This window comes from Haloarcula sp. HT12, from assembly GCF_055271655.1.
Window position 1 is genome coordinate 496,049 of record NZ_JBUXKW010000003.1, and the last position, 22,159, is coordinate 518,207.

Genomic DNA, 22,159 nt, shown 5'->3' on the forward strand with positions numbered 1-22,159 from the left:
CTTGTAAGCCGTCGCGGTCCGTACGGTCGGGCAATGGCCGACCCGGACTCGACGTCTCCCACAGAGGACGAGCGCGGGAACACCCCTGCGGACGCGATAGCCGCCGAAACCGAACCCGGGACCGAAGGCGAGAATGGAGACGGGGACGGGAAAACGGGCGACAATGCTGAGACGGACGACGACGGCGAGTCGGGCGACGAACTCGACACGGAGGCGCTTCGGAAGCAAGTCGAAGAGAAGTACGACTTCGACAACTTCGGCCCGGCTGACATGGCTGAGATGACCGCCGAGGAGTGGGACGTTGCTTTCGACGAGGACTCCTGGATCACCGGCGACGAACTCCTCGACCGTGTCACGCGGGACCTCCGGAACCGCGTCGCGAACCGCGACGTGTTCGCCCGCATCGAGCGCCACCGGGACCCGCCGCGAGTGCTCGCGTACTCCGACGAAGGGTACGCTGTCGTCTATCCCGACGGCAGCCTCGAAGGCGAGGGGACCGTCATGCGCGACGTGAAACCCACGGTCGCGCTGTGTTCGATGGATTCCTACGACGTGCCCGAGAACGTTCCCGACAGACCGCTTCCCCAGCCGGAGGAGGTCCCTGAGGGTGGCGGTGAACTCGGTAACTGGATGCTCCAGGCGATTGCCGGGACGCAGTTCCTCGCCGGGATCGCCCTGCTGGCGGGCGCGGTGCTTGCGACCGCTGGCGTCATCGGGAACAGGGGAACCAGCATTGCGCTCCTGGTCGTGGCAGGCGTCGCCTTCATCGGAGTCTCACTCGTCCTCTTTTTTACTGTGGCGAACGCGAGACTCTCGGACACGTTCCGCGCCGAGGAGTACCGGGACAGACTGCGGGCTATCGGACTTGAGGACGGCGAACGCCCGGAATTCGTTCCGGAGCTCGACCCGCAGAATTCGGGGTCTGAAGACGGGGCGAGCGAGACCGACGAAGCCGGGTAATGACGGTTCCTGCGGGCGGTATTCGGTGGGTTTATACAAACTCAGTCCTGATTCCAGAACGTATATGAACAGACGGGAGTTCGTCCGGACAGCAGGGGGGGCCGCCGGTGCCGCGGCGACCCTCAGTGCCACCGGCACAGCCGCCGCACAGGAGGAAGGCGGTGACGGTGGCGAAACCGTCCCGGACTACGGCGGTTTCCTGGACCAGGTCGGGAACTTCGACGGGTCGACCGTTGACGCGACCGGGCAGGACACGGTAACTGTCGAGGTCGGCGTGCAGGCCAACGGCGGCGCGTACGGGTTCGGACCGTCCGCCGTCCACGTGGATAACGGTGCGACCGTCCAGTTCGAGTGGACGGGCGAAGGTGGCGGTCACAACGTCGTTTCGGACGGCGATGGCCCGCTTGACTCGGGTGACCCAGTCAGCCAGGCCGGCGTCAACTACGAGCACACCTTCGAAGAAGACGGTATCTACCCCTACGTCTGTGTCCCCCACGAGGGACTCAATATGAAGGGCGCTATCGTCGTCGGCGAGGAGTACCCGACACAGACAATCGGTGGCGGCGGTCCTGTCGAGGTCGACCCTCACGAGGCCGGCGTCCCGATTCAGCCCCACTTCGTCGGGTTCGGCGCTGGACTCGCAGTCATCATCCCACTTATCTTCACCTTCTTCCAGCTGAAGTACGGCGAGTCGCCCCACACTAGCGGAGGGAACAACTAATGGCATCCGAAGGCTCCACCTACGGTGATATCCACCGGTACGAACCGCCACGCGAAAGCACGGCAGCGGCCGTCGGCATCGTGCTCCTGACAGTTATCCAGGTCGGTCTCGTCGGCCTCTTCACCTACGGCATGATCGCCGGGTGGGCGTCCGGCATCGGCGCGTCGCTGACAGTACGGCTCATCGAGGCCAACATGTTCCTCGGTGGCGTGCTGACGGCGATTTTCATCGACCTGTCGTTTATTATGCTGCTGTACCGCAAGGAGTTCCTCCCCGACGTGATGATCGTCAAGAAACGACGGCGCAAGTGGGAGGACCTCTACATCCGCCAAGAGGACGTCGACGGTACGACGATGGCAGACGGCGACAAGCTCGCAGAGACGTTCAAACGCGCAGTGTATCCATACTACAAGAAATAACATGCCACTTGATGAAGACAAATACCCGGCCGAAACAGGCCGTCGTCGCTTCGTAAAGGGCGTCGTCGGGAGTGCCGCACTCTCAGGCGTCGGCGTCGGTGGCGCTGCAGCCGTCGACGCGACGACAGACTCCGCCGGCGAAGGTGGCGGGACGACCCCATTCGTCGCCGTCGAGAATACTGCCGGACCGGCCCCGCGTGGGATGCCGATCATCCCGATCGAGATCAACGGCGGTGAAATAAGCGGCCTCTGGCCGGAGTACGACGAGAACGCCGGCGCGGCCGTCGCACCTGACTTCGGCGGGAGCGGCATTGATTACTCCTCGCAGTGGTTCCAGTACTGCGGCATCCAGAGCACTGCAGCTATCTACCCGCGGTCAGAGCGGAACAACACGTTCCTCAACGACACTGGGACCTTCTCCTGGCAGGGTGAGTACGACGACGGGCAACCGCTCACGGTCGACATGTTCGACGACTATCAGGACTGGGGGAACGGCATCGGCGATCCCGGCGTCGGGAAGCCTGCAAGCGTCGTCTGGCGGACCAACAGCGACGGAAACAACGGCGCTCCGGTGCAGATCATCAGGTCAGTCGAAGTCGAGAAGATGGCCAACGGCGAGGGCAAGTACGCGGACCTTCCAGGAAGCGTTCAGTCGTTCGTCTCCGAGGCGACTGACCAGGGCTTCATCGCCTGGCTGAACAAGTGTACGCACTTCTGCTGTGTGCCCGGGTTCAAGACACAGGAAGGGAGTGCGAACTTCGGCGGCGCAAACGCTATCTACTGTCAGTGCCACCAGTCAGTGTACGACCCGTTCAGTCCCGTGCAATCGACGTTCGTGGCGCTGCCACGCCCACCACAGACGGAGTAACCAATGAGTCTCGAACGCAAAGACGAACACGATCACAAAGGCTGGATGGAATCGCGCGAGCTGACGCCGATCGAATCGGTGTACCTGACCGTGCTCATCTGGCTCGACAAGCGCCTGCGCGTCGTTGACTACCTGGAGATCCTCGAAGATCTCTACTACAAGGTCAACATGCAGATGCCCAAGAGCCACACGGAACAGTACAACCTCGACAACAAGTTCTGGTACTGGTACCCGCTGTACGCGCTCGGGTCGTTCTCGACAGTCGCGTACATCGTCGCCGCCATCTCCGGCGCGCTGCTGGGCTTCTACTACGCACCAGCCGCCGCGGCTGCCGATGGGTCGCCGACGGTCGCGTACGACTCGGTGATGCTCATCATGGGGCAGCTCAACCTCGGCTACTTCCTGCGCTCGGTCCACCGGTGGTCCGCGCAGATCATGGTCGCTGCCGTGTTCCTCCACATGCTCCGCGTGTACTTCACCGGGGCGTACAAGGAACCACGCGAGCTGAACTGGCTCATCGGCATCGTCCTGATTTCGCTGACGCTGGTGTTCGGGTACACCGGGTACCTGCTGCCGTGGAGTCAGCTGTCGTTCTGGGCCGGCCAGATCGGCGTCGAGATGTCGCTGTCCATCCCGCTCATCGGTGAGTGGGTCGCACAGCTGATGTTCGGCGGGTTCACGCTCTCGCAGGCCACGCTACAGCGGATGTACATCCTGCACGTGTTCTTCCTGCCGTTCATCACGACTGCCATCATCGCGGTCCACATCGGCATCGTCTGGATGCAGGGGATCGCAGAACCACACTAATACTATGAGCGACAACGACACAGACGACGTTCGCACGGACGGTTCCGGCACCGGTATCGTCTCGCCGGACGACGAGACCCCCGCGTGGTCCGAACGCAAGGAGCGGACCCAGGGGCTCTCCCGGCTGACCTACGAGTACTTCGAGCGGGCGCGCCGCGAGGACCAGGACCTCCGCCAGGAGTCCGACTACATCGAGCGCGACGTGCTCGCGTTCCCGGCCTGGCCCCACGAGATGATGCGCAACATCGCGCTGTCATCCTTCTTCGTGGGCATGATCCTGTTCGTCTCGGCGACGCTGCCCCCGGAGATGCCGAACCCGGCCAACTCCAGCGTGACGCCGGCGATCATCCTGCCGGACTGGTACCTCTACTGGTCCTTTGGCCTGCTCAAGCTCGGCCCGCTGAACCCGGATCTGAGCATCCTCGGCGGCTCGAAGCTGATGGCTGACCGAACCTACGGTGTACTGGCGAACGTGGTGGTCGTCGGCTTCGTCGCCATCGTGCCCTTCCTGAACAAGGGCTCCGCGCGGCGCCCCGTCGAGCAGCCGTTCTGGGCTGCCGTCGGGATGTCCGGCGTCATCTTCAGCCTGACTATCGCCGCGCTGTCCATCAAGAACCTCGTGCCGATGGACTCGCACCTGCTGTTCGATCTGACGTTCCTCGTCCCCATCGTCAGCGCCACCATCACCTACGCGGTGCTCAAGACGATGCGCGAGGGCTACATGTTCGACCTCAACCGCCGGTACTACCGGCTGCGGCCGCCGAAGTAACCGACCCCGTTCGTTTTTGCCGTCGTTTCTCGCCGCTCGTTCTTTCCGCGTGTATTGGCCGCATCTCGCCGCAGTAAAGTGGCTCCCGTCCCTACTAGTGACGATGACAGAGGACCAGTCTGCGGGGGCAGCGGACGGTTCGGAGCGGCGGGACGTCGTGGTCCCGCTGCGTGTGTACAAGGCCGTGACGGTGTTCTCGACGCTGTTTGCGGTCGTCAGCGTCGTCGCCGGCTTCATCCTCGTCGACGTGGCGACACAGCGGGCCTCAGCGCCCGCCTCGGAGATCGACGTTCCGGTCGGCATCGCCGGAATCGCGTGCATCCTCGCCGGCACAGTCGTCTACGCGTTCTCGACGCGCTTCCGTACCGAGGAAATGGGAAAGTCTAAAGACGACGCTACCTAACGTTCGGATAATGGCTGACGAGTTCATGAAGGGGTTCGCGTGCCTCATGGTCGGCGGACTGGGCTGGATGACCATCAAGGGCTGGTACAACACGCCGAGTTTCGAGGGGGCACAGCTCACCGGCGAACTTACTATCGAGGAACCGACCACGTTCGACCAGATGGCCATATTCATGGGCGACGCGCTCTTCTGGTTCGCGGTCCTGGGCGCGCTGACCTTCTGGGTCGTGCTCCCGCTAATCAGTGAGTTCCAGACGTACCTCGACGAGCGGTCGGCATAACAGTAGGCAGTAGCTCTTCTTCAGAGGCTGAACTAACGTCGTTCTCAGTTCGCAGTATTGTCGACTAGCGCGCCGTCGTCTTCGTCACGCACCTGAATCCCACGCGAGCGAAGCGCCGAAGCGAACTTCGTCGGTGACACCCCGCTGTATGTCGCTGCTTCTTCGAGTGTGAGTGTTTCCCCGCGATACAGTGTCAGCGCCGTCGTGAGGGACCTGTGTGACATCTTCGTCTACAACGACACGAACGCTTTGGGAGTATTAAACTATTTCGGCTAGTTCTGGAGAGATTGAGCGAAGCTTTCGAATAAAGCCCCCCATTCGTAGTGTATTATCGGAAAAAACTACACGATAGTCGAAATATTGCGTGTGGCGTGCCGACCATACACGCAGTGCTATCGGCGCGTGCCACCAGCGGAGAAGTGAGTCGGGAAAAGCCGGGATCGTGGTCAGACGATGGCGCTCCAGGGACCCTCGATGACCCAGAACAGGCTCTGGTAGCCTGCATACATGAACACTACGAGGGCAGCGACGATGGAGCCCTTCGGCCGTTCCAGCGGAATGTCGCGGCGCGCTTCGACTTTTCGGGACTCGAACTCGAAGAAGTCGGTGATGACTGCGCCGAGCACGAGCACGGACAGGACCATCCCGCCGTGGTGGTGGAGCGTCATGTAGAAAAACGACAGCACGACCAGTGCGATGTTGGTGAACGTGTGCGCCGGGTGTCGGCTGATCGCGTCCGCGCCGTCGTTTTCGTACTGTTTGACGTGGCTTCTGTGGGCGAGCTGCCGGGTCAGGAAGTTGGCAACCACCACTCCGAAGATGATGTATTCGATGAGGAGCGCGCCGCCGACCGTGGGGCTCCCCAGAATGGTATCCAGTGGCCCAAAGAGCGTTACGGATGGCTGCATATGCAAAGTTCTGTCCACCGTCCATTAGTGTCTTTCCAATCTCACTCGAATCTGGATCGACTCTCGTCGACGACAGCGGTCCGAACGGGGGATCCGAGCGAAATCGTGATACGCTCCTGATAACTGACGGTCCGCGATACCCGATCATCGACCAGGAGCTCGACAGTCGCCTCGTCGCGCTCGATGGAGGCACTGAGTCCGGCGACCGGCAACACCCAGTGGTCCGGATCAGTCGCAAACGGGGCAATCGGTGCCACCACCGCCTGGTCCGACGGTGCCAGAATCGGGCCGCCGACGCGGTGGGCGTAGCCCGGCGAGCCGGCGGCCGTAGCGATGACGACGCCGTCAGCCCGGAACTGGCCGATGCGGTCGGCCGTCGACGCGACAGTGAACTCGGAGATGCGGGCGGCGTCGGCGGTGACGAGGGTCACGTCCCAGAACGCCTGCTCGACGGTGCCATCGGGCATCGTCACGTGGAGGACGGGATGCGTCTCGACGCGGGCGTCCGCGAGCGCGGACACGGCGGCCACAGCGTCGTCTCTCGCTACGGACCGAACGCCCCGGCCGGCCGCGACCGGTACCACGAGCGGGTCACCTTCGGCCCGCGCCACGGCAGCGACGGCGTCCTCGCCGACGGCGACAACCCGGTCGGTCTTCGGAACTGCGTCGTCACTACCCTCTTCAACGACCACGCCGGCGTCTCGAAGCGCGTCTGCCAGGGCATCGTCACCGACCACACCAACGGGGGTTCCCATCAACAGAACGTCCGGGCCGGCGGAAAAAAACCTGCCGCACTCCGGCGTGTGTTCGCCTTCAAATATCGAGCCGACGACGCGCGTATTCGACGAGAATCGGCACGTCGGAGAGATGTGTGAGCTTCGCAATCGCCCGGCGGTCGCCACCGTTGATCTGTCTGAGGGTGTCCTGTCCGGTGCTCCGGAGGTCGGCCATCAGCTGATCGTACCGCTCGTTGGGGGCGAGATACAGCAGTTCCGTCATCATCAAGCGGGCATTGTGTTTCGGGGCCACCTCGCTGTGCCAGAGTTGGTCGTAGACGGAGAGGTTCTCAGCCGAGGTGTCGGGCTCGTCCGGCGTCAGCGCCGAATCTGCCGTCGCGGCAGCCGCACGGGCCGACTTCATCCCTTTGTGGATGCCCTCGCCCCACAGCGGATCGATGGTCGGGACCGTATCGCCGATGGCCATGAAGTTGTCCGTACTCATCGAATCGGGGGGCTGAATGTGGGCCGATCCGCGGTGGGCTTGCGTGCCCTCGATTCGCTCGGCGTCGTCGAATCGGGGGTCCGAATCGAGCCAATAATCCAGGTAGTCGTCGATGCCCATCCCGTCTTTCGCGTACTTGCTGTGTGACTCGTTCTGGATGTAACAGAGGCCAACCTTCGCCGTGTCTTCGCCGGTGTGGAATATCCAGGAGTACCCGCCCGGGGCGAGGTCGTGATCCAGGCGGAGCATCATCGCGTCCCGGAGGTCGGCGTAGTCGTCGTGGTCGACCTCGACGCCCTCGAACTCGTACTCGACACCGATGGCCTGGTGGTCCCGCTGGAGGTTACACACGTCGAGTTTCTTCGCCAGCGGCGCGGCGGGACCGGTGGCGTCGATGACGATGTCGGCGTACACCTCCTCGTCGCCGTCGTAGCGGACGCCGACGATTTCCCCGTTCTCCATGATCGGCGCCGAGACGCGGGCGTCAAAGCGGTAGGTCGCGCCCTTGTCCCGCCCCTCGGAGACGAGCCACTGTTTGAACTCCGCGAATTCCAGGACGGCCCCGGTCTGGTTGCGGACGTAGTGGTCGTTGGGGGACTCCAGGACGACGTTGTCCGTGTAGTTCATCACCACGTCATCGGGGATCGCAAAGCCCGTCATCGCCGACATGAACGTCCCGGCGGTGGACTTGTTGCTCTGACGCGGGAACCCGTCTTCGGACTCGGTTTCGAGAACGAGCACCTCGTAGTTTCGCTCCGCTAGATCACGGGCACACTGCGCCCCTGCAGGCCCGGCTCCGGCAATCACCACGTCAAAGCGCTCGCGCATGGTTGTGGGTATTCCCTGTCGGTAATCAGTCTTTCCGAATACACCGACGGCGCTCTCGAAAGGGTAAAGACGGCCCCACTACCATCACGGGAACACCCGGGGCGACATACAATGGTTCTCAAGACAGGCGCGGGCGTGCTCGCGGACAGGCGACGGCTTCCAACGGCGCTACGGGCGGTGCTGGGGTATTATGCGGACACCGGCGTGTTCGACGCCGCCAGCCTCTCGTTGAAGTCCGAAATCGACGACCGAACGGAAGCGATGGTCGATGACGTGATCGGCCGCGTCGAGGACGCGCTCGAAGCGGAGTTCGGCCAGCCCGTCGACTTTTCCTACGACACGAAGCTCATCCTGCCCGCACAGCTGACCCTGGGCTACGTCTACCGCAAGGCCCGCCAGCAAGCCCCCGGCGACCCCGTCATCGACGCCATCGCTGACGGCGTCCCGAAAGTCGACGAGACCGCCCTAGAGCAGGGGCCGGCCCAGGACCTCGCGCCCCGCGAGATGGTCGTCCGCGCCGAGCAGATGACCCGCCTCTCCATCGAAGCGCTCATCGACGGCGACATGCGCGACGCCATCAACGACGACGAGTTCGAGGACTTCGAGGTAGATTTCAGCGAGGGCGCGCCCTCGAAGCGGAGCGGTAAGCGAAGCGAGCCGGGGGACGCCAGCGATGCCGACCGCCGTCGTGTCGCCGAGGTGGCCCAGTCCGCCCTGCAGTCCCACCTCAACGGGCTTCTGGAAGACATGCCCCCCGTCGTCGAGAACGCGTATCAGTGGGCCGTCGACTACAGCGAGGCCCACCAGGACCGGGACGACCACTTCCGGGAGCTGATGACCGCGGCCGAAGACGGCGACGCCGACGCTCTGACAGCTATCCGTGAAGAGTACAAATTCGCTGAGTACGATGAGGAGCCGGCGACGCTCACCGAGACGGAGAAGGAGCTACCATACAGCAAGACGCAGTACGCCCGCGTCGGCGTCCTCTACGACGGTATGCTCGACCTCTACCGGCTCGCCGGCCTCGATATCGACGACGAGTTCGCGAAGGCCATCGTCCTCGCTATCATCGGCGCGCAGGTTTGGCTCGACGATGTGGACGACTACGAGGACGACCGCGCGGAGGGGCAACTGACGCCCGTCACGTCCGAGTACCTGCTCGCGCCCGACGACGAGGCCGCCTACCGGCGCGTCGTCGACGTGACAGAGCAGTACCTCGACCTCGCGAAGACGTACGCGACGGCCGCTGACTCGCCGCTGACCGGCGTCGCCGTCGAGTACATCTACCGCTCCGGCGACCCCGACGTTCTGCCGGGTAAACCCTGAGAACGCGCACAAAGGAGATCGGCTCGGCCCAAGCGCCAGAATTTATATCCCGCCGTCCGCACCGGAATCTGAATGCTTCATTCGCGGGTGGGGAGAGTCGTCGCTATCTGTGGATTGTTGGCTGCCCTGTTCGCGCTCATGATGGGACTCGGGGCGGCCACGCCGGATCCGGCGCTGGGTGACTACCCTGATGAGGACGCGCTGGCTCAGAATCCCGACAACCACGTCGGCGAGTTCGTCCAGGTGACTGGCACGGTCCTTGGGACCGATCCCGTTGAGATCGCCGTCGGATACGAGTATGCCGACAGCGGCGAGCGCCACAGCGGCACGCTCACGGTTACGGTCCGGAACGTCGATACCGCCGTCACCGAAGGCGAATCGCTGCAGGTGTACGGCACGCTCGGCCCGGATGGGGCCATCACCGCGGCGAACAGCGTGAGCGTGCCGGCGATGAACTACACCGCGATGTACCTCGTGTCCGCGCTCGCCGGCCTGTGGACCTTCGGGCGGCTGATCTGTGGGTGGCGGCTGGACCTGCGGACGGGTGCACTGTGTCGGCGCGAAGAGCCACACAGACCAGCACGAGCACTCCTCGACTGGGTTCGGGAGGTGCTCTCCTGATGCCGGACTTGCTCTCGCACGCCTTCATCGCCTTCACTATCTGTACCCTCCTGTCGCTACGGTACGACTGGCTCACTGGCGAGTACGTCACCGTCGGGATGGCCGGCGCGTTCATCCCGGACATGGCGAAGATCAAGATTCTCGTGGACGCTGCGGCTGTCGAAGCAGCCCTGGAGATTCCGTTCGACTGGCTGGGCGTCCACACACTCGGGGGCGCGTTCGTCGCTGTCCTCGTGGGCACGGTCGTCGTGAACCGTTCCGACCGACGGCGAGTGTTCGGGCTGCTGTCGCTCGGGGCTGCCAGCCACCTGTTCGCCGATGCGCTATTGTTGAAAGCCTCCGGGCGGTCGTACGAAGTGCTGTGGCCGCTGACGCAGTATCACCCGCCGACGCCAGGGCTGTATCTGAGCACGGATATCTGGCTCACCGGCGTCACCGGGACCGTTGCGGTGGCGGCCTCTCTCCTGGTGCAGTACAGGTCGTAGCGCCGTCTCGGCGAAACACCCTCACCGTTTCCCGAGCGCCGTCTCGAACACGCGCTGGGCCCGCTCGTAGGCGGCGTTCCGGTCGACGATCGGATGTGGATACTCCGGAGCCAACTGCTCGCGTTCGCTGTCCGAGAGCGTCGGCCACTCGACGATTTTGTTCGCCGGAACACCGCGAAGCTCCGGCACGTACTCGGTGACGTAGTCGGCCCCGCTGTCGTACTTGCTCATCTGTGCCACCGGGTCGAAGATGCGTACGTCCACGGAGTCGGTGCCGGTCGAGGCCGTCCACTGCCAGCTGGCGGCGTTGTTTGCGGGGTCGTGGTCGACGAGCTTCCGGCGGAAATAACGCGCCCCCTCGCGCCAGTCCACGAGGAGATGCTTGGTAAGGAAGGAAGCGACATTCTGGCGCGGGCGGTTGTGGATGTACCCCTCCTGTTCGAGCTGGCGCATTCCCGCGTCGACGAGCGGGTAGCCGGTCTCGCCGCGCTTCCAGGCCTCCAAGTCCTTTTCGTCATTCTCCCACGCAATAGGGTTCGGGAACGACTTGTAGTTCTCCGATAGCAACGTCGGGTTGTAGTACAGCAGGTGGTAGCTCTGCTCGCGCCAGGAGAGTTCGTAGCGGTATTTCTGGATGTTCCGCTGGGCGTCGCCACTGGCTTCGGCGTGGCGCTCTGAGGCGTCACGCCACAGCTCGCGGATGCCGATCATCCCCGCAGCGAGATACGGCGACATGCGCGAGACGGCGCTGGTGGGGCGCTCGACGGCAGCCTGCATGTCGTCGCGGGTGTCGTTGTACGTCTCGATACCGCCGGTGAGAAAGTCGTCGTAGCGCTGCCGTGCGCCCTCGTACCCGGGTGCGGGCAAGTCAATATCCGTCTCGACGGTCGGGGCCGTCGTCGGGTCCGAGATGTCAACAAGGGACGGCGGGTCGGGGCTGTCGACGGGCGGCAGTTTGTGGTGGGCCTGCCAGTCGTCGTAGAAGCGACTGTGGTTCTCGTACCGGCTATCGAGCCCCGTCGGATCGACCAGCACAAGGTCGGTCAGCGATTTCGTCGGGAGCGCCTCGTCGACCCGCCGCTGGCGGTTCCGCCGTGCGGGCCGGTAGTGCTCGTTGTAGTACACCCGGTCGGCGTCGTACTCGTCGACGATATCCGAAAGCACGTCGACGGCAGTCCCCTTCTTGACGAGCAGATCCCCACCCTGGTCCCGGTAGGCCTTTTTTAGCGCCCGCACGCCGGCCAGCAGGAACGCCCGCTGGCGCTTCCCGACGTTCGACAGCAGATCTGCGTCGAGAACGTACACCGGTAGCACTTCGTCGTCCGCGGCGGCGGCAGTCAGCCCCCGGTTGTCCGGTATCCGAAGGTCACGCTGGTGCCAGAAGACGTGCATACCTGCTGTTAGGGATGCCCGCATATGGGTCCGAACCCGATTCTATTGTGTAGGCGTCGGTCCCAAAGCCAATGTGCTGTCGCCGGGTGGGTAGCGAGTCAAAAATTACAGTGGTCAGCATACGGCGGCCGCAGGCCGCCGTTTCCCGACTTCGCGGCGCGCCGCGAAGTCGCCTTTTTCGCCACCGAAAGACTCGCGTCACTCGTCTTTCGAGCCTTGCTTCGCTTCGCTCAGCAAGACCACGTTTTTGCGCGGGGGTTGAACGCTCGCCAACGGCGAGCGTTCAACCCCCGTGGAAAAAGGTGGTCTAGTAGAACTCGCGGACGAGATCCATCGCGCCCTCGGGCGCGCCGTCGGGGATCTCGGCCATCGAGCCCTCCACGCCTTCACGTTCCTCGAAGGGAACGGAGTCCTCGTCCTGGTAGAGGACGCCCATGTACTCCTTGTCGCTTTCGAGGATCTTGTCCTTGGCCTGGTCGCGGTCCGACGGGTCGTGGTCGGTCTCGTCGAGGTCCACGATGGCGTCGCGGAAGTAGTCGTACGTGTCCACGTCGTTGAACGTCACGCACGGCGAGTAGACGTTGACGAAGCCGAAGCCGTCGTGTTCGACGGCCTGTTTGACGATCTCGGCGTGTCGCTGTGCGTTCGAGGAGAACGATTGTGCGATGAACGTCGCGCCGGAGGCCAGCGCCAGCGCCTTCGGGTTGACCGGCGGCTGGTTCGGGCCGTCGGGCGAGGTCGAGGTCTCGAAGTCCTCGCGGCTCGTCGGCGAGGCCTGCCCCTTGGTCAGCCCGTAGATGCGGTTGTCCATCACGACGTAGCTCATGTCGACGTTTCGGCGGACGGCATGGATGAAGTGGCCGGCACCGATGGAGTAGCCGTCACCGTCGCCGCCCGAGACCATCACTTCGAGGTCCGGGTTGGCCATCTTCACGCCGATGCCCACCGGCAGGGCGCGGCCGTGGACGCCGTGGAGCGCGTAGCTGTGCATGTACGTCCCGATCTTGCCGGAACAGCCGATACCGGCGACGATGAAGGTGTTGTCGGGGTCGTTGCCCGTCTCCGCCAGCGCCTTCATCATGCCGTTCATCGTCCCGAAGTCACCGCAGCCGGGACACCAGGTCGGTTGCTTGTCGGATTTGAAGTCTGTGAAGCGAACGTCGGAACTCATTGTGTTGCCTCCGCGGGGGTGTCAAGCGTCTGCTTGATCTCGGTCGCCAGTTCGTCCGCCTTGAACCGGACGCCGTTGTACTTGTTGATGCGCTGGACCCGTTCGAGGACGTCGTGTTCGATGACGTCCGCGAACTGTCCCGTGGCGTTACACTCGACGACAATGACGTCCTCTGCGGCCTCGATTTCCTCGGTGAGGTCCGGCCGGGGGAAGATGTACGGTACCGAGAGGAACCGCACGTCGTAGCCGTCCTCCTCCAGCAGCGTCAGTCCCTCGCGCAGCGCCCCCTCGTTGGAGCCCCAGGAGATGACGAGCGTGTCGGCGTCGGGGTCGCCGAACTCCCGATAGTCGAAGTCCTCCTGCTCCCGGGCGGTCTCGACTTTCCGCTGGCGCTTGTCGACCTGCTCGATACGAACCTCGGTGTCTTCGGTCCGGCGACCGAGTTCGTCGTGTTCGAGGCCGGTCGTCATGTGCGCGCCGTCGGTCGTGCCGGGGAAAGCACGCGGCGAGACGCCGTCGGCGGCTGCGAAGTGGGCCTGGAAACGGCCCTTCTCGTCCAGCCACGCGTCGATGTCGTTCTCGTCGACGACTTTCCCGCGCTCGATCTCGACCTCGTCCATGTCGAAGGTCTCCGGGGAGAACGTCTGTTCGGTGACGGCCATCGCCAGGTCCGAGACGAGGAACACCGGTGTCTGGTACTTCTCGGCGAGGTTGAACGCCTCGACGGTCTTCCAGAAACACTCCGAGACGGTGGTCGGCGCGACGACGAACCGCGGGATCTCGCCGTGGCCGCCGTACAGCGTCATGTTGAGGTCGCCCTGCTCCTGCTTGGTCGGCATCCCGGTCGAGGGACCGGAGCGCATCACGTCACAGATGACAAGCGGCGTCTCGCTGGTGGCGACCAGCCCGAAGGTCTCGGTCATCAGGTCGATACCCGGCCCGGACGTGGCGGTCATGGCTCGGGCACCGGCACGCGCCGCGCCCAGCGCCATGTTGATCGCCGAGAGCTCGTCCTCTGCCTGGACGACCTTCCCGCCGAACTGGTCGACGCGGCCGGTCATGTACTCCATCACGTCCGTCGCCGGGGTGATGGGGTAGCCGGCGTAGAAGCGACAGCCGGCGGCGATAGCGCCCATACCGATGGCTTCGTCACCGTTGAGGAGCACGTAGTCCTCGTCGGTGGTCTCCATGTCGTAGTCGAACTCGCCGTACTCTTCCTGGACGTAGTGCTGGCCTTTGCGGGCGGCTTCCTTGTTGTTCTCGACGATGGCCTCGCCCTTGTCGCCGAAGCGTTTTTCGAGGCTTTCGTCGAGGTTCTCGATGGGGAAGCCCGTAACCTCACACGCCGCGCCCAGCGCGACGACGTTGAGCATGATGGCCCCACCCGCGTCCTCCGCGAGCCGTTTCAGCGGTACTTCGAGCGCCGTCGCGTCGCCGGGCACTTCCACGTCCTGCATCGTCGAGCGCTCGCCATCGTAGATGATGACGGAATCCTCGTGGAGTTCGTCCTCGTTTTCGTGGATCGTGCGCTCGGTGAGTGCGATCAGGATGTCCAGGCGGTCGACGACACTCTCAACCCGGTCGACTGACGTCCGTACCTTGTAGGCAGTGTACCCGCCACGGATGCGGGAGGCGAAGTCCTTTGAGGTGAAGACGTGTCGACCAGCCCGAGAGAGTGCCTGCGCGAAAATCTTCCCGGTGGAGTCGATTCCATCGCCGGCTTCGCCGCCGATGGCCCAGTTCAGGTCCTCTGGCATTATATCGCACGGGTAGCCAGCGTGGTAGGAAAAGCCTTCCGTAACCGCCCGCGCGCGCACTACTCGGTTTCGAGTGAATACCGGTGTAGTTTCGAGTAAATACCGGCATAATACACCGTATGCAGGAAAATATCGGCAATAGATGCCGACAAGCGTGAAACTCCGCGACCGTAATCCCCTTGCCCAGCCGCGGCAACTCCCGAGTATGGATGAACGCGTGCTCGACGTGGTGGGCGTCCGCGATGTCGGACCGGACACCGTGGCGATTGACTTCGAGACACCCGATGACTTCGACGCACAGCCGGGGCAGTTCGTCAAACTGACGCTGACCGTCGACGGGGAAGACGTCTCGCGGTTCTACACGATCTCCTCGCCAACGGTCGAAGAAGCGTTCGAGATTACCGTCGGCATCGATCCCGACGGCGAGTTGGCTCCCCAGCTCGGCGCACTCGAAGCGGGTGACGGCGTCCGCATCGCCGGGCCGTTCGGGTCGGATTATTACGAAGGGGAGAGCCGCGTTGTCGTTCTGGCCGGTGGCCCTGGGGTCGGCCCTGCCGTGGGTATCGCCGAGCGCGCGCTTGAGGACGGCAACGAGGCTGCCGTCGTGTATCAGGACGACGCGCCGGTACACGAGGACCGACTCGACGCGCTCGTTGAGGCGGGGGCGCTCGTCTCGGTCATCGACAGCGGGGCGTCCCTGACTGACCCGGTTGCGAACGCAGTCGAAGACGGCGGCCAGGTGTTCATTTACGGCTTCGCGGACTTCCTCGATGCCGCCACGGAAGCGCTCGACGCCGCCGGCGTCGGCACCGACGACGCGAAAGTCGAGAACTTCGGGTAGCGAGGCCGGCTACGCCTCGTCACCAGCGTCCGGTGCCCGGACGGTCATCACCGGAACCGGCGAGGTGCGAACGATTTTCTCCGCGACGCTGCCCAGCAGATAGCGGTCGATACCGGTGCGACCGTGAGTTCCAATGACGACGAGATCGGCGTCAGCGTCTTCGATGGCGTCGAGAATCGCGTGATAGGGAATACCGTGGGAAATGGCTGTCTCGACAGTCTCGACCCCCAGCTCGGTGAGTCGGTCGGACGCGTTCTCAACGGCATCTGTCGCGACCGACTCCAGTTCATCGACGATAACCGTAGAACCCACATCGACGCCGAGCGAGCGCGTGTCCACGACCGAGACGAGGTGGACCGTCGCGTCGGTCGCACTGGCGAGCGCGCCCGTCGGCTCGATGGCTGCCGCCGCGCCGCTACTGCCGTCGGTCGGGAGCACAATGTCGTCGAACGAGACGGTGCCCGGCTCCGCGTCGGCCTTGACGGAGAGGACTGGCGTATCGGCGAGTCGGACGACCTTTTCGGTGACGCTGCCGAGGAGGAATCGTCGGACGCCGGTCCGACCGTGAGTCCCCATGACGACGAGGTCGATATCGTTCTCGTCGGCGTAGTCGAGGACCTCGTCGTGGACGACCCCCTCACGGACAGCGGGGATGATGGACAGACCATCGGTGTCGACGTGGTCGGCCTGTGACTCGATGAACGCCGCTGCCGGGGAGTCGCCGTCGTAGTCCCAGTCGTCCTCCGTGGGGCCGTGTTCGTCGACGACCGAGAGGACGTGGACGGCTGCGTCGTGGGTGCCGGCAAGCGTCGCGGCCACTTCGAACGCGCGCTCGGAACCGGGGCTGCCGTCGGTCGGAACGAGGATGCTGTCGAACATCGGGTGTCGCTATTTATCACCGACGGTGATAAAGTATCGTGGGGGAGACAGGAAGCGGCTGCGAGAGTACCACTGTCCGCGTGGGAGTGAACAAAGCCTATAACAGTCGGATGCGAACTTCTCCCATGCGCGAGGCAAGTCGGACGACGCGCCAGCGCATCGCTGACCAACTACGCGACGAAGCGATGGCTGCCGGGACAATCGCGAACGAGTTCGAAATCCAGACGAGCGACGCGCTCACCCACGTAGAGCACATCGCGAAGTCCCTGGACTCGACTGACGAAGAGCTTCTCGTCGCCCCGCCGGAGTGCGAGGAATGCGGCTTCACGGACTTCGACGACCTGACGAACCGACCGAGCCGGTGTCCGGAGTGTAAATGCGAAGCCGTCGCCGAGCCCGCGTACTGGATAAACTAATCGATAGCGGATCCCGGACAATCCGGTTCTCACCGCTCAGTTCCCGGAGAAGCCGATGCGACCTCGCGAGGAGAGGTCGTGGTCGCCCGACGGCCCCTGGTTTTCGAACTCGTAGCGGTCGTCCGTGAGGTAGACGGCACCGTCCTCGGTGGTGATCGAGACTTCTTCCAGCACCGCCCCCTCGCAAGGGCCGTAATTGCACAGCCCCGACTCGGATTCGAACGTCGCCCCGTGTTTCTCACACACCAGTTCCCCGTTGCGGCGCGTCGCCCCACTTCCCTTGTCGAGTCGGACGTCCGTCCAGTGGGGACAGTAGTTCTCGAAGGCGACGACGGCGTCGGACAGCTCGACGATGATCGCCTCTTTGGTGTCGAAGCCGTCCCGAACGGTGAACAGAAAAGTTCCGTCGTCGGGCACCTCCTCCAGCGCGACGATACGGCTATCCTCGTCCATGGTACACGGCCGTACGGCGGTCAGGCGTTTCAAACCGCCGATCCCGGCGAGTTCTCGACCAGATGTAGGTGCGGCCAGCCCGCCCCTCGGACTAGTAGTGACGCTCCTCGATGCGCTCGTCGAACAGCCGCTGGAGGAGCTTCGTCATCGGCCCGGTCCCGACATCGATGCCGTCGACGGTCGCGATGGGGCGGATCTCCCACGTCGAGTTGGTAAGAAATGCCTCGTCGGCGTCGCGCAGGGCGTCAAGCGAGTAGTGACCGGTCTCGACGGGGAACTCCTCGCCGCGGGCGATGTCCATCACCACGTCGCGGGTGACCCCCGGCAGCAGGTCGAGGTCCGTACTCGGCGTCCGGAGGCCGTTATCCGTGACGAAAAAGAGGTTGCTCGTTGCGCCCTCGGCCAAGTTCCCGTCCGTGTCCCGAATGAGGCACTCGTCGGCGGGCTTGCCGCCGGCGGCTGCCTTGCGGAGTTCGAGCCGGCCGAGAATGCCGTTGAGGTAGTTGTGGGTCTTCGCGTCCGCCGGGACGGCCTCGCTGGGAATCCGCCGGGTCCGGACCGTCTGGACCGACGCCGGCTCGTCCCAGACGCGCTCGCCCTCTAAGCCGCCCCGAGGTAACTCCTTGCAGATGACGACGACCGTCGGGTCGACCTCGCTTCCCGGCGTGAGCTTCCCGGGCTGGACGCCCCGCGTGACCGACAGCCGGACATAGGCCTCCTCGATGTCGTTGGCCGCGAGCGTCTCGTCGACGCGCTCTCGGAGGTCCTCGGGCACGGCGTCGGCGAACCCCAACGTCTCGGCCGTGCGCTGGAGGCGCTCGCGGTGGGCGTCCCACCGGAACGGCTCGCCGCCGTACGCCCGGAGCGTCTCGAACGCCGCGTCGCCGTACATGAACCCGCGGTCGCGCACCGACACCGTCGCCTCGTCTTCGGGGACGAGCGCCCCGTCTACGTGGTATTGCATAGCAGGCAGAAGTTCTCGATCATGGTTTTACCGTGGTCGGTCAGAATGCTTTCGGGGTGGAACTGGACGCCGATGTGCGGGCGGTCGCTGTGGCGGACGCCCATGACGACCTGGGATTCGTCCGTGCCGTCAGTGGTGGCAGGCTCGGACGAGTCTGGCCCCGCAGCGGCGTTCGCGGAGCCGTCGTCGCTGACAGTGTACGCCGTCTCGGTCAGCACGTCGGGGAGGTGCTCGCGGCCAACCGCAAGCGAGTGATACCGGCCGACTTCAACGGGGTTCGGCAGGTCCTCGAACACGCCGGTGCCGTCGTGGGTAACCGACGAGGACTTGCCGTGGACGACCGCCTCGGCGTGACCGACGGGCGCGCCGTTGGCCGCACACAGCGCCTGGTGGCCGAGACAGACGCCAAGCGTCGGATACCGTAGCTCCTCGAATATCGGCATCGAGACGCCGGCGTCCTCGGGCGTCCCCGGCCCCGGCGAGACGACGATGCCGTCCGGGTCCATCTCGCGGATGCCCGCGACATCGATGGCGTCGTTTCGTCGGACGACCACGTCGTCCTCGGTCCCGCCGAGCCGGAGCACCACTTCGCCGACGTACTGGACGAGGTTGTACGCGAAGGAGTCGTAGTTGTCGACGACCAGCACGGTCGGTGCCAGCGAATCCGTTGTCGGACCACTCCCTTCCTGTGTGCCGTTCATCCCTCGTCCTCCATCGCCAGGTCGACACGCTTCCCCAGCGCCTCGTCGACAGCGTTGACGAGCGCCCGGCCCTTGTCCAGCGTCTCCTGGTACTCGCTGTCCGGGTCGGAATCGTGGACGATACCGGCACCGACGCGGAGGTGGTACTCCTCGGCGTACCGGACCAGGGTCCTGATGACGATGTTCAGCGTCTCCCGGCCATCGAAACCGAACAGGCCGATTGAGCCGGTGTACGGTCCCCGACGGGTGGCCTCTACCTCGTCGATAATCTCCATCGTCCGGGGTTTGGGTGCGCCGGTGATGGTGCCACCTGGGAACACCGCGGCGATGGCGTCCTGCAGGGTCGCGCCGTCGCGGAGTCGCCCCTCGACGACCGAGACGAGGTGCATCACTTCGGAGTAGCGGTCGACCCGGCGGTAGTCCGACACCTCGACGCTGCCGAACTGGCTCACCTTCCCGAGGTCGTTGCGCTCCAGGTCGACGAGCATCGCGTGTTCGGCCCGCTCCTTCTCGTCGTCGAGCAGGTCCGCCTCCAGTCGGTCGTCGGCCTCGCTCGTCTCGCCCCGCGGGCGGGTGCCGGCGATGGGTTCGGTCTCGATCCGGTCGCCATCGCGGTGCAGCAGCAGTTCCGGGCTGGCGCTGACGAGGTCGACACCGGGGAACTCAAGCAAGGCGGAGTACGGCGCGGGATTGACTGTCCGGAGGGCGTCGAAGGCCTCGACCGGATGGACTGCGGCGGGTGCGCGAAGCCGCTGGGAGACGTTGGCCTGGAACGTGTCGCCGTCGCGGATGTACTGCTTGACCGTCCGGACCCGCTCGGCGAAGGCCTCGCGCGTGCAGTCGCTCTCGAAGGTCGCTTCGTCGGCCTCGACGGGCGGATCGTCGACGGTTGGGTCGCCCTGTACGGCCGCCCGAGCGAGGTCCAGGGCGTGCTGCTTGCCGAACTCGTATGCCAGTTCGGGCGTCTCGAAGTCACCAACCTGCGGGCAGGCCGTCACGCGCAGCGTCACCGTGTCGCCGCGGGGTTCCTCCCAGGCGGCGAAGCGGTCGTAGCGAGCGATCTGCAGGTGCGGGAGCGCGCGGTCGGCGTCAGCGCTGTCGGGCAGCGACTCCAGTTCGCGCGCCACGTCGTAGGAGAGCCACCCGACCGCTCCGCAGGGGTACGGAACCTCGCAGTCACCGCGGACCAGTCGCTCGCCGTCGAGAAACTCGGTCAGTGCCGCGAGGGTGCCACCCGCATCCTGGTCGACCCCGCGGAAGTCTTCCGGGGCCGTCCCGAAGTACCCCCACCCGGACTGGCCGCCGGTGGTCGCCAGATACACGCCGCCAGTCTCGCCGCGCGCCCGCCGATAGGCGAGAAACGGGTCGTCGACGTCCACCCGCACCTCCACGGGGATGCGTGCCTCCGGCGGCGCGTCGGCTGCGAGGTCGGTGAACGCGGTCCGGTCGGTTGCGACCGATGGCATTACCGAACGAAAACAGTGCGGCGACTAATTCCCTTGCGGTTCGGCACAAAAAGACGGGCTCCCGGATATCTCAGAAGTCCTCGGCCCGCTCGATCCAGCCCGAAACGCGGCTCTCTGAGAGGTCGGTGTCCGCGGCGATGTCGGCCGCGTCCGCGGCGGCCAACTCGCCCACCGTCTCGATACCGATATCGGCGAGCCGGTCGGCGTAGGCGGGTCCGATACCCTTGATGTCCGTCACGGGGGCGGTGCTCCCCTGGTCGGCGGGCTCGGGAGCGTCCGCGGCAGCCGAGGCCTCGGAATCGCTGTCCTCGTCGTCGGCCGCTGTTTCTGGTTCGGCCTCTGTGGTAGAATCATCGGTCGCGGCCGGCGATTCGTCGTCAGCTGAGGGCGGTGTCGCCGGGGTCTCCGACTCCTCCACTTGGGCGGGTGTCTCATTCCCGTCTCCCGGTTCGGTACCGGCCCCGTCCGCGGTGTCGGGCGTGTGGGCCCCAGTAGTCGTCGCGGTGTTCGTCCCCTTGACAGCGTCCTCGTCTTCAGTAGAGGGCTCTCGCTCGACGGTCACGTCCACGTCGCGATTAGTCCCCGACGTGGATGACCCCGTTCCGTCAAGCCCGAGGGCGGATTTCAATTTCTGAAGCAGACCCATACATGAACGTATTTATCCCCCACACAAATCTCTTGCTGGTGGCCGCTTCGTCACAGGTGCTCGCGCAATTGCCCGTTCATCCGGTCTACGGGGGCGTCTTCGCCGGTCCAGCGTTCGAACGCTTCCACCCCTTGATAGAGGAGCATCCACGCCCCATCGACTGTCGTCGCGCCCGCGGCCGCCGCGTCCCGCAGCAGCCGGGTTTCAATCGGCGAGTACACCGCATCGAGCACCGCGAGGTCGCTGTGCAGCGCACCGGCCGGGACCGGCGTCTCGTCTCCTTCCATACCCACGCTGGTGCAGTTGACGAGGATGTCGGCGTCCGCGAGCAGGTCGGGGAGCGAATCGAGACCATGGCCCGTCGCGTCCGGGACCTCGTCGGCGAGCGCGTGGGCTTTCGATTCGGTCCGGTTCGCGACTCGCACCGACAGTCCCTCGTCGGCGAGGCCGAACGCGACCGCTCGGCCCGCGCCGCCGGCACCGACGACGACCGCCGTGCCGGACAGCGACACGTCGTGGTGTTCCAGGGCCCGGACTGCGCCGATTGCGTCGGTGTTGTAGCCCGTCGGCCGTTCACCGCTGAAATCGACGGTGTTGACGGCGCCGATGCGCTCTGCGAGCGGTGCGGGGTCGACGGCGTCCAGCACGTCCTGCTTGAACGGGATGGTGACGTTGAGGCCGTCGACGCCGAGCGTCTGAGCGGCATCGATGGCTTCGGCACCGGCATCAGCCGGCGGTTCGAACGTGACGTAGCGCGCGTCGAGTCCCAGCGCCTCGTAGCCCGCCTCGTGCATCGGCGGCGACAGCGAGTGCCCGACCGGGTTTCCGATGAGTCCGTAAACGTCCATACAAACGCC

General features: G+C 64.8%; 27 protein-coding genes. 13 read left to right on the forward strand and 14 right to left on the reverse strand.

Annotated features, from left to right (window positions below; translation table 11 throughout):
• Positions 1-33 precede the first annotated feature (33 nt).
• The 8 genes from ACY9XZ_RS12190 to ACY9XZ_RS12225 all read left to right on the forward strand — a co-directional run bounded on the left by ACY9XZ_RS12190 (position 34) and on the right by ACY9XZ_RS12225 (position 5,227).
• Entirely contained in the window at positions 34-960 is a 927-nt protein-coding gene (locus tag ACY9XZ_RS12190; protein WP_463457295.1) for a DUF7319 domain-containing protein, read from the forward strand.
• A gap of 64 nt (positions 961-1,024) precedes the next feature.
• The gene (locus ACY9XZ_RS12195; protein WP_463457296.1) at positions 1,025-1,681 is read left to right on the forward strand and encodes a halocyanin domain-containing protein; all 657 of its coding nucleotides are present in this window, start codon (positions 1,025-1,027) and stop codon (positions 1,679-1,681) included.
• Positions 1,681-2,100, forward strand: a complete 420-nt coding sequence (locus tag ACY9XZ_RS12200) for a DUF7318 family protein (RefSeq protein ID WP_463457297.1) — start codon at positions 1,681-1,683, stop codon at positions 2,098-2,100. The genes ACY9XZ_RS12195 and ACY9XZ_RS12200 overlap by 1 nt, the downstream gene beginning before the upstream one ends.
• 1 nt (position 2,101) lies before the next feature.
• Positions 2,102-2,968, forward strand: a complete 867-nt coding sequence (locus tag ACY9XZ_RS12205; RefSeq protein WP_463457298.1) for a ubiquinol-cytochrome c reductase iron-sulfur subunit — start codon at positions 2,102-2,104, stop codon at positions 2,966-2,968.
• Between the two features lie 3 nt (positions 2,969-2,971).
• On the forward strand, positions 2,972-3,775 hold the full coding sequence (locus ACY9XZ_RS12210) for a cytochrome b (protein ID WP_463457299.1): 804 nt from the start codon (positions 2,972-2,974) through the stop codon (positions 3,773-3,775).
• A gap of 4 nt (positions 3,776-3,779) precedes the next feature.
• Complete coding sequence (locus ACY9XZ_RS12215; RefSeq protein ID WP_463457300.1) at positions 3,780-4,544, forward strand: cytochrome b family protein; 765 nt, start codon at positions 3,780-3,782, stop codon at positions 4,542-4,544.
• A gap of 103 nt (positions 4,545-4,647) precedes the next feature.
• A complete protein-coding gene (locus ACY9XZ_RS12220) occupies positions 4,648-4,947 on the forward strand; it encodes a DUF7315 family membrane protein (protein ID WP_463457301.1) in 300 nt (99 codons plus the stop codon).
• A 10-nt stretch (positions 4,948-4,957) separates the two neighbouring features.
• Positions 4,958-5,227 carry a DUF7314 family protein gene (locus tag ACY9XZ_RS12225; RefSeq protein WP_463457302.1) on the forward strand — a complete coding sequence of 90 codons (270 nt, stop codon included), beginning with the start codon at positions 4,958-4,960 and terminating at the stop codon, positions 5,225-5,227.
• Positions 5,228-5,271: 44 nt separating this feature from the next.
• Here the strand turns inward: ACY9XZ_RS12225 and ACY9XZ_RS12230 are convergent, their stop codons facing one another.
• The 4 genes from ACY9XZ_RS12230 to ACY9XZ_RS12245 form a co-directional block, all read right to left on the reverse strand.
• Positions 5,272-5,451, reverse strand: coding sequence for a DUF7317 family protein (locus ACY9XZ_RS12230; RefSeq protein ID WP_463457303.1), 180 nt, complete (start codon positions 5,449-5,451; stop codon positions 5,272-5,274).
• Positions 5,452-5,673: 222 nt separating this feature from the next.
• On the reverse strand, positions 5,674-6,135 hold the full coding sequence (locus ACY9XZ_RS12235) for a DUF7313 family protein (RefSeq protein WP_463457304.1): 462 nt from the start codon (positions 6,133-6,135) through the stop codon (positions 5,674-5,676).
• A 41-nt stretch (positions 6,136-6,176) separates the two neighbouring features.
• A complete protein-coding gene (locus ACY9XZ_RS12240) occupies positions 6,177-6,890 on the reverse strand; it encodes an NAD(+)/NADH kinase (RefSeq protein ID WP_463457305.1) in 714 nt (237 codons plus the stop codon).
• 58 nt (positions 6,891-6,948) lie between these two features.
• Complete coding sequence (locus ACY9XZ_RS12245; protein WP_463457306.1) at positions 6,949-8,184, reverse strand: digeranylgeranylglycerophospholipid reductase; 1,236 nt, start codon at positions 8,182-8,184, stop codon at positions 6,949-6,951.
• Positions 8,185-8,295: 111 nt separating this feature from the next.
• On the opposite strand from ACY9XZ_RS12245, the gene ACY9XZ_RS12250 reads away from it, so the two are divergent.
• The 3 genes from ACY9XZ_RS12250 to ACY9XZ_RS12260 all read left to right on the forward strand — a co-directional run bounded on the left by ACY9XZ_RS12250 (position 8,296) and on the right by ACY9XZ_RS12260 (position 10,616).
• Complete coding sequence (locus ACY9XZ_RS12250; protein WP_463457307.1) at positions 8,296-9,510, forward strand: hypothetical protein; 1,215 nt, start codon at positions 8,296-8,298, stop codon at positions 9,508-9,510.
• Between the two features lie 72 nt (positions 9,511-9,582).
• Entirely contained in the window at positions 9,583-10,131 is a 549-nt protein-coding gene (locus tag ACY9XZ_RS12255; RefSeq protein ID WP_463457308.1) for a hypothetical protein, read from the forward strand.
• On the forward strand, positions 10,131-10,616 hold the full coding sequence (locus ACY9XZ_RS12260) for a metal-dependent hydrolase (RefSeq protein WP_463457309.1): 486 nt from the start codon (positions 10,131-10,133) through the stop codon (positions 10,614-10,616). Before ACY9XZ_RS12255 ends, ACY9XZ_RS12260 begins: the two co-directional genes overlap by 1 nt.
• 21 nt (positions 10,617-10,637) lie before the next feature.
• Here the strand turns inward: ACY9XZ_RS12260 and ACY9XZ_RS12265 are convergent, their stop codons facing one another.
• From ACY9XZ_RS12265 to ACY9XZ_RS12275, 3 genes are all read right to left on the reverse strand, one after another.
• On the reverse strand, positions 10,638-12,008 hold the full coding sequence (locus ACY9XZ_RS12265) for a cryptochrome/photolyase family protein (protein ID WP_463457310.1): 1,371 nt from the start codon (positions 12,006-12,008) through the stop codon (positions 10,638-10,640).
• A gap of 307 nt (positions 12,009-12,315) precedes the next feature.
• Positions 12,316-13,179 (reverse strand): 2-oxoacid:ferredoxin oxidoreductase subunit beta, encoded by an 864-nt coding sequence (locus tag ACY9XZ_RS12270; RefSeq protein ID WP_310896028.1) that lies wholly within the window; start codon positions 13,177-13,179, stop codon positions 12,316-12,318.
• Positions 13,176-14,936 carry a 2-oxoacid:acceptor oxidoreductase subunit alpha gene (locus ACY9XZ_RS12275; RefSeq protein WP_463457311.1) on the reverse strand — a complete coding sequence of 587 codons (1,761 nt, stop codon included), beginning with the start codon at positions 14,934-14,936 and terminating at the stop codon, positions 13,176-13,178. Before ACY9XZ_RS12275 ends, ACY9XZ_RS12270 begins: the two co-directional genes overlap by 4 nt.
• Positions 14,937-15,141: 205 nt before the next feature.
• Between ACY9XZ_RS12275 and ACY9XZ_RS12280 the strand changes: the two genes are divergently transcribed.
• Positions 15,142-15,777, forward strand: a complete 636-nt coding sequence (locus ACY9XZ_RS12280) for an FAD-dependent oxidoreductase (protein ID WP_463457312.1) — start codon at positions 15,142-15,144, stop codon at positions 15,775-15,777.
• Positions 15,778-15,786: 9 nt separating this feature from the next.
• Here the strand turns inward: ACY9XZ_RS12280 and ACY9XZ_RS12285 are convergent, their stop codons facing one another.
• Positions 15,787-16,656 (reverse strand): universal stress protein, encoded by an 870-nt coding sequence (locus tag ACY9XZ_RS12285; protein WP_463457313.1) that lies wholly within the window; start codon positions 16,654-16,656, stop codon positions 15,787-15,789.
• Positions 16,657-16,781: 125 nt separating this feature from the next.
• On the opposite strand from ACY9XZ_RS12285, the gene ACY9XZ_RS12290 reads away from it, so the two are divergent.
• On the forward strand, positions 16,782-17,072 hold the full coding sequence (locus tag ACY9XZ_RS12290) for a transcriptional regulator (protein WP_463457314.1): 291 nt from the start codon (positions 16,782-16,784) through the stop codon (positions 17,070-17,072).
• Positions 17,073-17,108: 36 nt separating this feature from the next.
• On the opposite strand, the gene ACY9XZ_RS12295 is transcribed toward ACY9XZ_RS12290, so the two are convergent.
• The 6 genes from ACY9XZ_RS12295 to ACY9XZ_RS12320 form a co-directional block, all read right to left on the reverse strand.
• Positions 17,109-17,525: a Rieske (2Fe-2S) protein gene (locus ACY9XZ_RS12295; protein ID WP_463457315.1), complete on the reverse strand. Its 417-nt coding sequence runs from the start codon at positions 17,523-17,525 to the stop codon at positions 17,109-17,111.
• A 91-nt stretch (positions 17,526-17,616) separates the two neighbouring features.
• Positions 17,617-18,489, reverse strand: coding sequence for an aminotransferase class IV (locus tag ACY9XZ_RS12300; RefSeq protein WP_463457316.1), 873 nt, complete (start codon positions 18,487-18,489; stop codon positions 17,617-17,619).
• Positions 18,474-19,190 carry an anthranilate synthase component II gene (locus ACY9XZ_RS12305; protein WP_463457317.1) on the reverse strand — a complete coding sequence of 239 codons (717 nt, stop codon included), beginning with the start codon at positions 19,188-19,190 and terminating at the stop codon, positions 18,474-18,476. The genes ACY9XZ_RS12300 and ACY9XZ_RS12305 overlap by 16 nt, the downstream gene beginning before the upstream one ends.
• The gene (pabB, locus tag ACY9XZ_RS12310; protein ID WP_463457318.1) at positions 19,187-20,656 is read right to left on the reverse strand and encodes an aminodeoxychorismate synthase, component I; all 1,470 of its coding nucleotides are present in this window, start codon (positions 20,654-20,656) and stop codon (positions 19,187-19,189) included. Before pabB ends, ACY9XZ_RS12305 begins: the two co-directional genes overlap by 4 nt.
• Before the next feature lie 70 nt (positions 20,657-20,726).
• A complete protein-coding gene (locus tag ACY9XZ_RS12315; protein ID WP_463457319.1) occupies positions 20,727-21,302 on the reverse strand; it encodes a helix-hairpin-helix domain-containing protein in 576 nt (191 codons plus the stop codon).
• 50 nt (positions 21,303-21,352) lie between these two features.
• Positions 21,353-22,150: a shikimate dehydrogenase gene (locus ACY9XZ_RS12320; protein ID WP_463457320.1), complete on the reverse strand. Its 798-nt coding sequence runs from the start codon at positions 22,148-22,150 to the stop codon at positions 21,353-21,355.
• Between the last annotated feature and the right edge of the window lie 9 nt (positions 22,151-22,159).

Bases quoted from the DNA above. Each gene is read 5' to 3' on its own strand.
- ACY9XZ_RS12190 (WP_463457295.1), top strand. From the start codon at position 34: ATGGCCGACCCGGACTCGACGTCTCCCACAGAGGACGAGCGCGGGAAC.
- ACY9XZ_RS12195 (WP_463457296.1), top strand. From the start codon at position 1,025: ATGAACAGACGGGAGTTCGTCCGGACAGCAGGGGGGGCCGCCGGTGCC.
- ACY9XZ_RS12200 (WP_463457297.1), top strand. From the start codon at position 1,681: ATGGCATCCGAAGGCTCCACCTACGGTGATATCCACCGGTACGAACCG.
- ACY9XZ_RS12205 (WP_463457298.1), top strand. From the start codon at position 2,102: ATGCCACTTGATGAAGACAAATACCCGGCCGAAACAGGCCGTCGTCGC.
- ACY9XZ_RS12210 (WP_463457299.1), top strand. From the start codon at position 2,972: ATGAGTCTCGAACGCAAAGACGAACACGATCACAAAGGCTGGATGGAA.
- ACY9XZ_RS12215 (WP_463457300.1), top strand. From the start codon at position 3,780: ATGAGCGACAACGACACAGACGACGTTCGCACGGACGGTTCCGGCACC.
- ACY9XZ_RS12220 (WP_463457301.1), top strand. From the start codon at position 4,648: ATGACAGAGGACCAGTCTGCGGGGGCAGCGGACGGTTCGGAGCGGCGG.
- ACY9XZ_RS12225 (WP_463457302.1), top strand. From the start codon at position 4,958: ATGGCTGACGAGTTCATGAAGGGGTTCGCGTGCCTCATGGTCGGCGGA.
- ACY9XZ_RS12230 (WP_463457303.1), bottom strand. From the start codon at position 5,451: ATGTCACACAGGTCCCTCACGACGGCGCTGACACTGTATCGCGGGGAA.
- ACY9XZ_RS12235 (WP_463457304.1), bottom strand. From the start codon at position 6,135: ATGCAGCCATCCGTAACGCTCTTTGGGCCACTGGATACCATTCTGGGG.
- ACY9XZ_RS12240 (WP_463457305.1), bottom strand. From the start codon at position 6,890: ATGGGAACCCCCGTTGGTGTGGTCGGTGACGATGCCCTGGCAGACGCG.
- ACY9XZ_RS12245 (WP_463457306.1), bottom strand. From the start codon at position 8,184: ATGCGCGAGCGCTTTGACGTGGTGATTGCCGGAGCCGGGCCTGCAGGG.
- ACY9XZ_RS12250 (WP_463457307.1), top strand. From the start codon at position 8,296: ATGGTTCTCAAGACAGGCGCGGGCGTGCTCGCGGACAGGCGACGGCTT.
- ACY9XZ_RS12255 (WP_463457308.1), top strand. From the start codon at position 9,583: ATGCTTCATTCGCGGGTGGGGAGAGTCGTCGCTATCTGTGGATTGTTG.
- ACY9XZ_RS12260 (WP_463457309.1), top strand. From the start codon at position 10,131: ATGCCGGACTTGCTCTCGCACGCCTTCATCGCCTTCACTATCTGTACC.
- ACY9XZ_RS12265 (WP_463457310.1), bottom strand. From the start codon at position 12,008: ATGCACGTCTTCTGGCACCAGCGTGACCTTCGGATACCGGACAACCGG.
- ACY9XZ_RS12270 (WP_310896028.1), bottom strand. From the start codon at position 13,179: ATGAGTTCCGACGTTCGCTTCACAGACTTCAAATCCGACAAGCAACCG.
- ACY9XZ_RS12275 (WP_463457311.1), bottom strand. From the start codon at position 14,936: ATGCCAGAGGACCTGAACTGGGCCATCGGCGGCGAAGCCGGCGATGGA.
- ACY9XZ_RS12280 (WP_463457312.1), top strand. From the start codon at position 15,142: ATGGATGAACGCGTGCTCGACGTGGTGGGCGTCCGCGATGTCGGACCG.
- ACY9XZ_RS12285 (WP_463457313.1), bottom strand. From the start codon at position 16,656: ATGTTCGACAGCATCCTCGTTCCGACCGACGGCAGCCCCGGTTCCGAG.
- ACY9XZ_RS12290 (WP_463457314.1), top strand. From the start codon at position 16,782: ATGCGCGAGGCAAGTCGGACGACGCGCCAGCGCATCGCTGACCAACTA.
- ACY9XZ_RS12295 (WP_463457315.1), bottom strand. From the start codon at position 17,525: ATGGACGAGGATAGCCGTATCGTCGCGCTGGAGGAGGTGCCCGACGAC.
- ACY9XZ_RS12300 (WP_463457316.1), bottom strand. From the start codon at position 18,489: ATGCAATACCACGTAGACGGGGCGCTCGTCCCCGAAGACGAGGCGACG.
- ACY9XZ_RS12305 (WP_463457317.1), bottom strand. From the start codon at position 19,190: ATGAACGGCACACAGGAAGGGAGTGGTCCGACAACGGATTCGCTGGCA.
- pabB (WP_463457318.1), bottom strand. From the start codon at position 20,656: ATGCCATCGGTCGCAACCGACCGGACCGCGTTCACCGACCTCGCAGCC.
- ACY9XZ_RS12315 (WP_463457319.1), bottom strand. From the start codon at position 21,302: ATGGGTCTGCTTCAGAAATTGAAATCCGCCCTCGGGCTTGACGGAACG.
- ACY9XZ_RS12320 (WP_463457320.1), bottom strand. From the start codon at position 22,150: ATGGACGTTTACGGACTCATCGGAAACCCGGTCGGGCACTCGCTGTCG.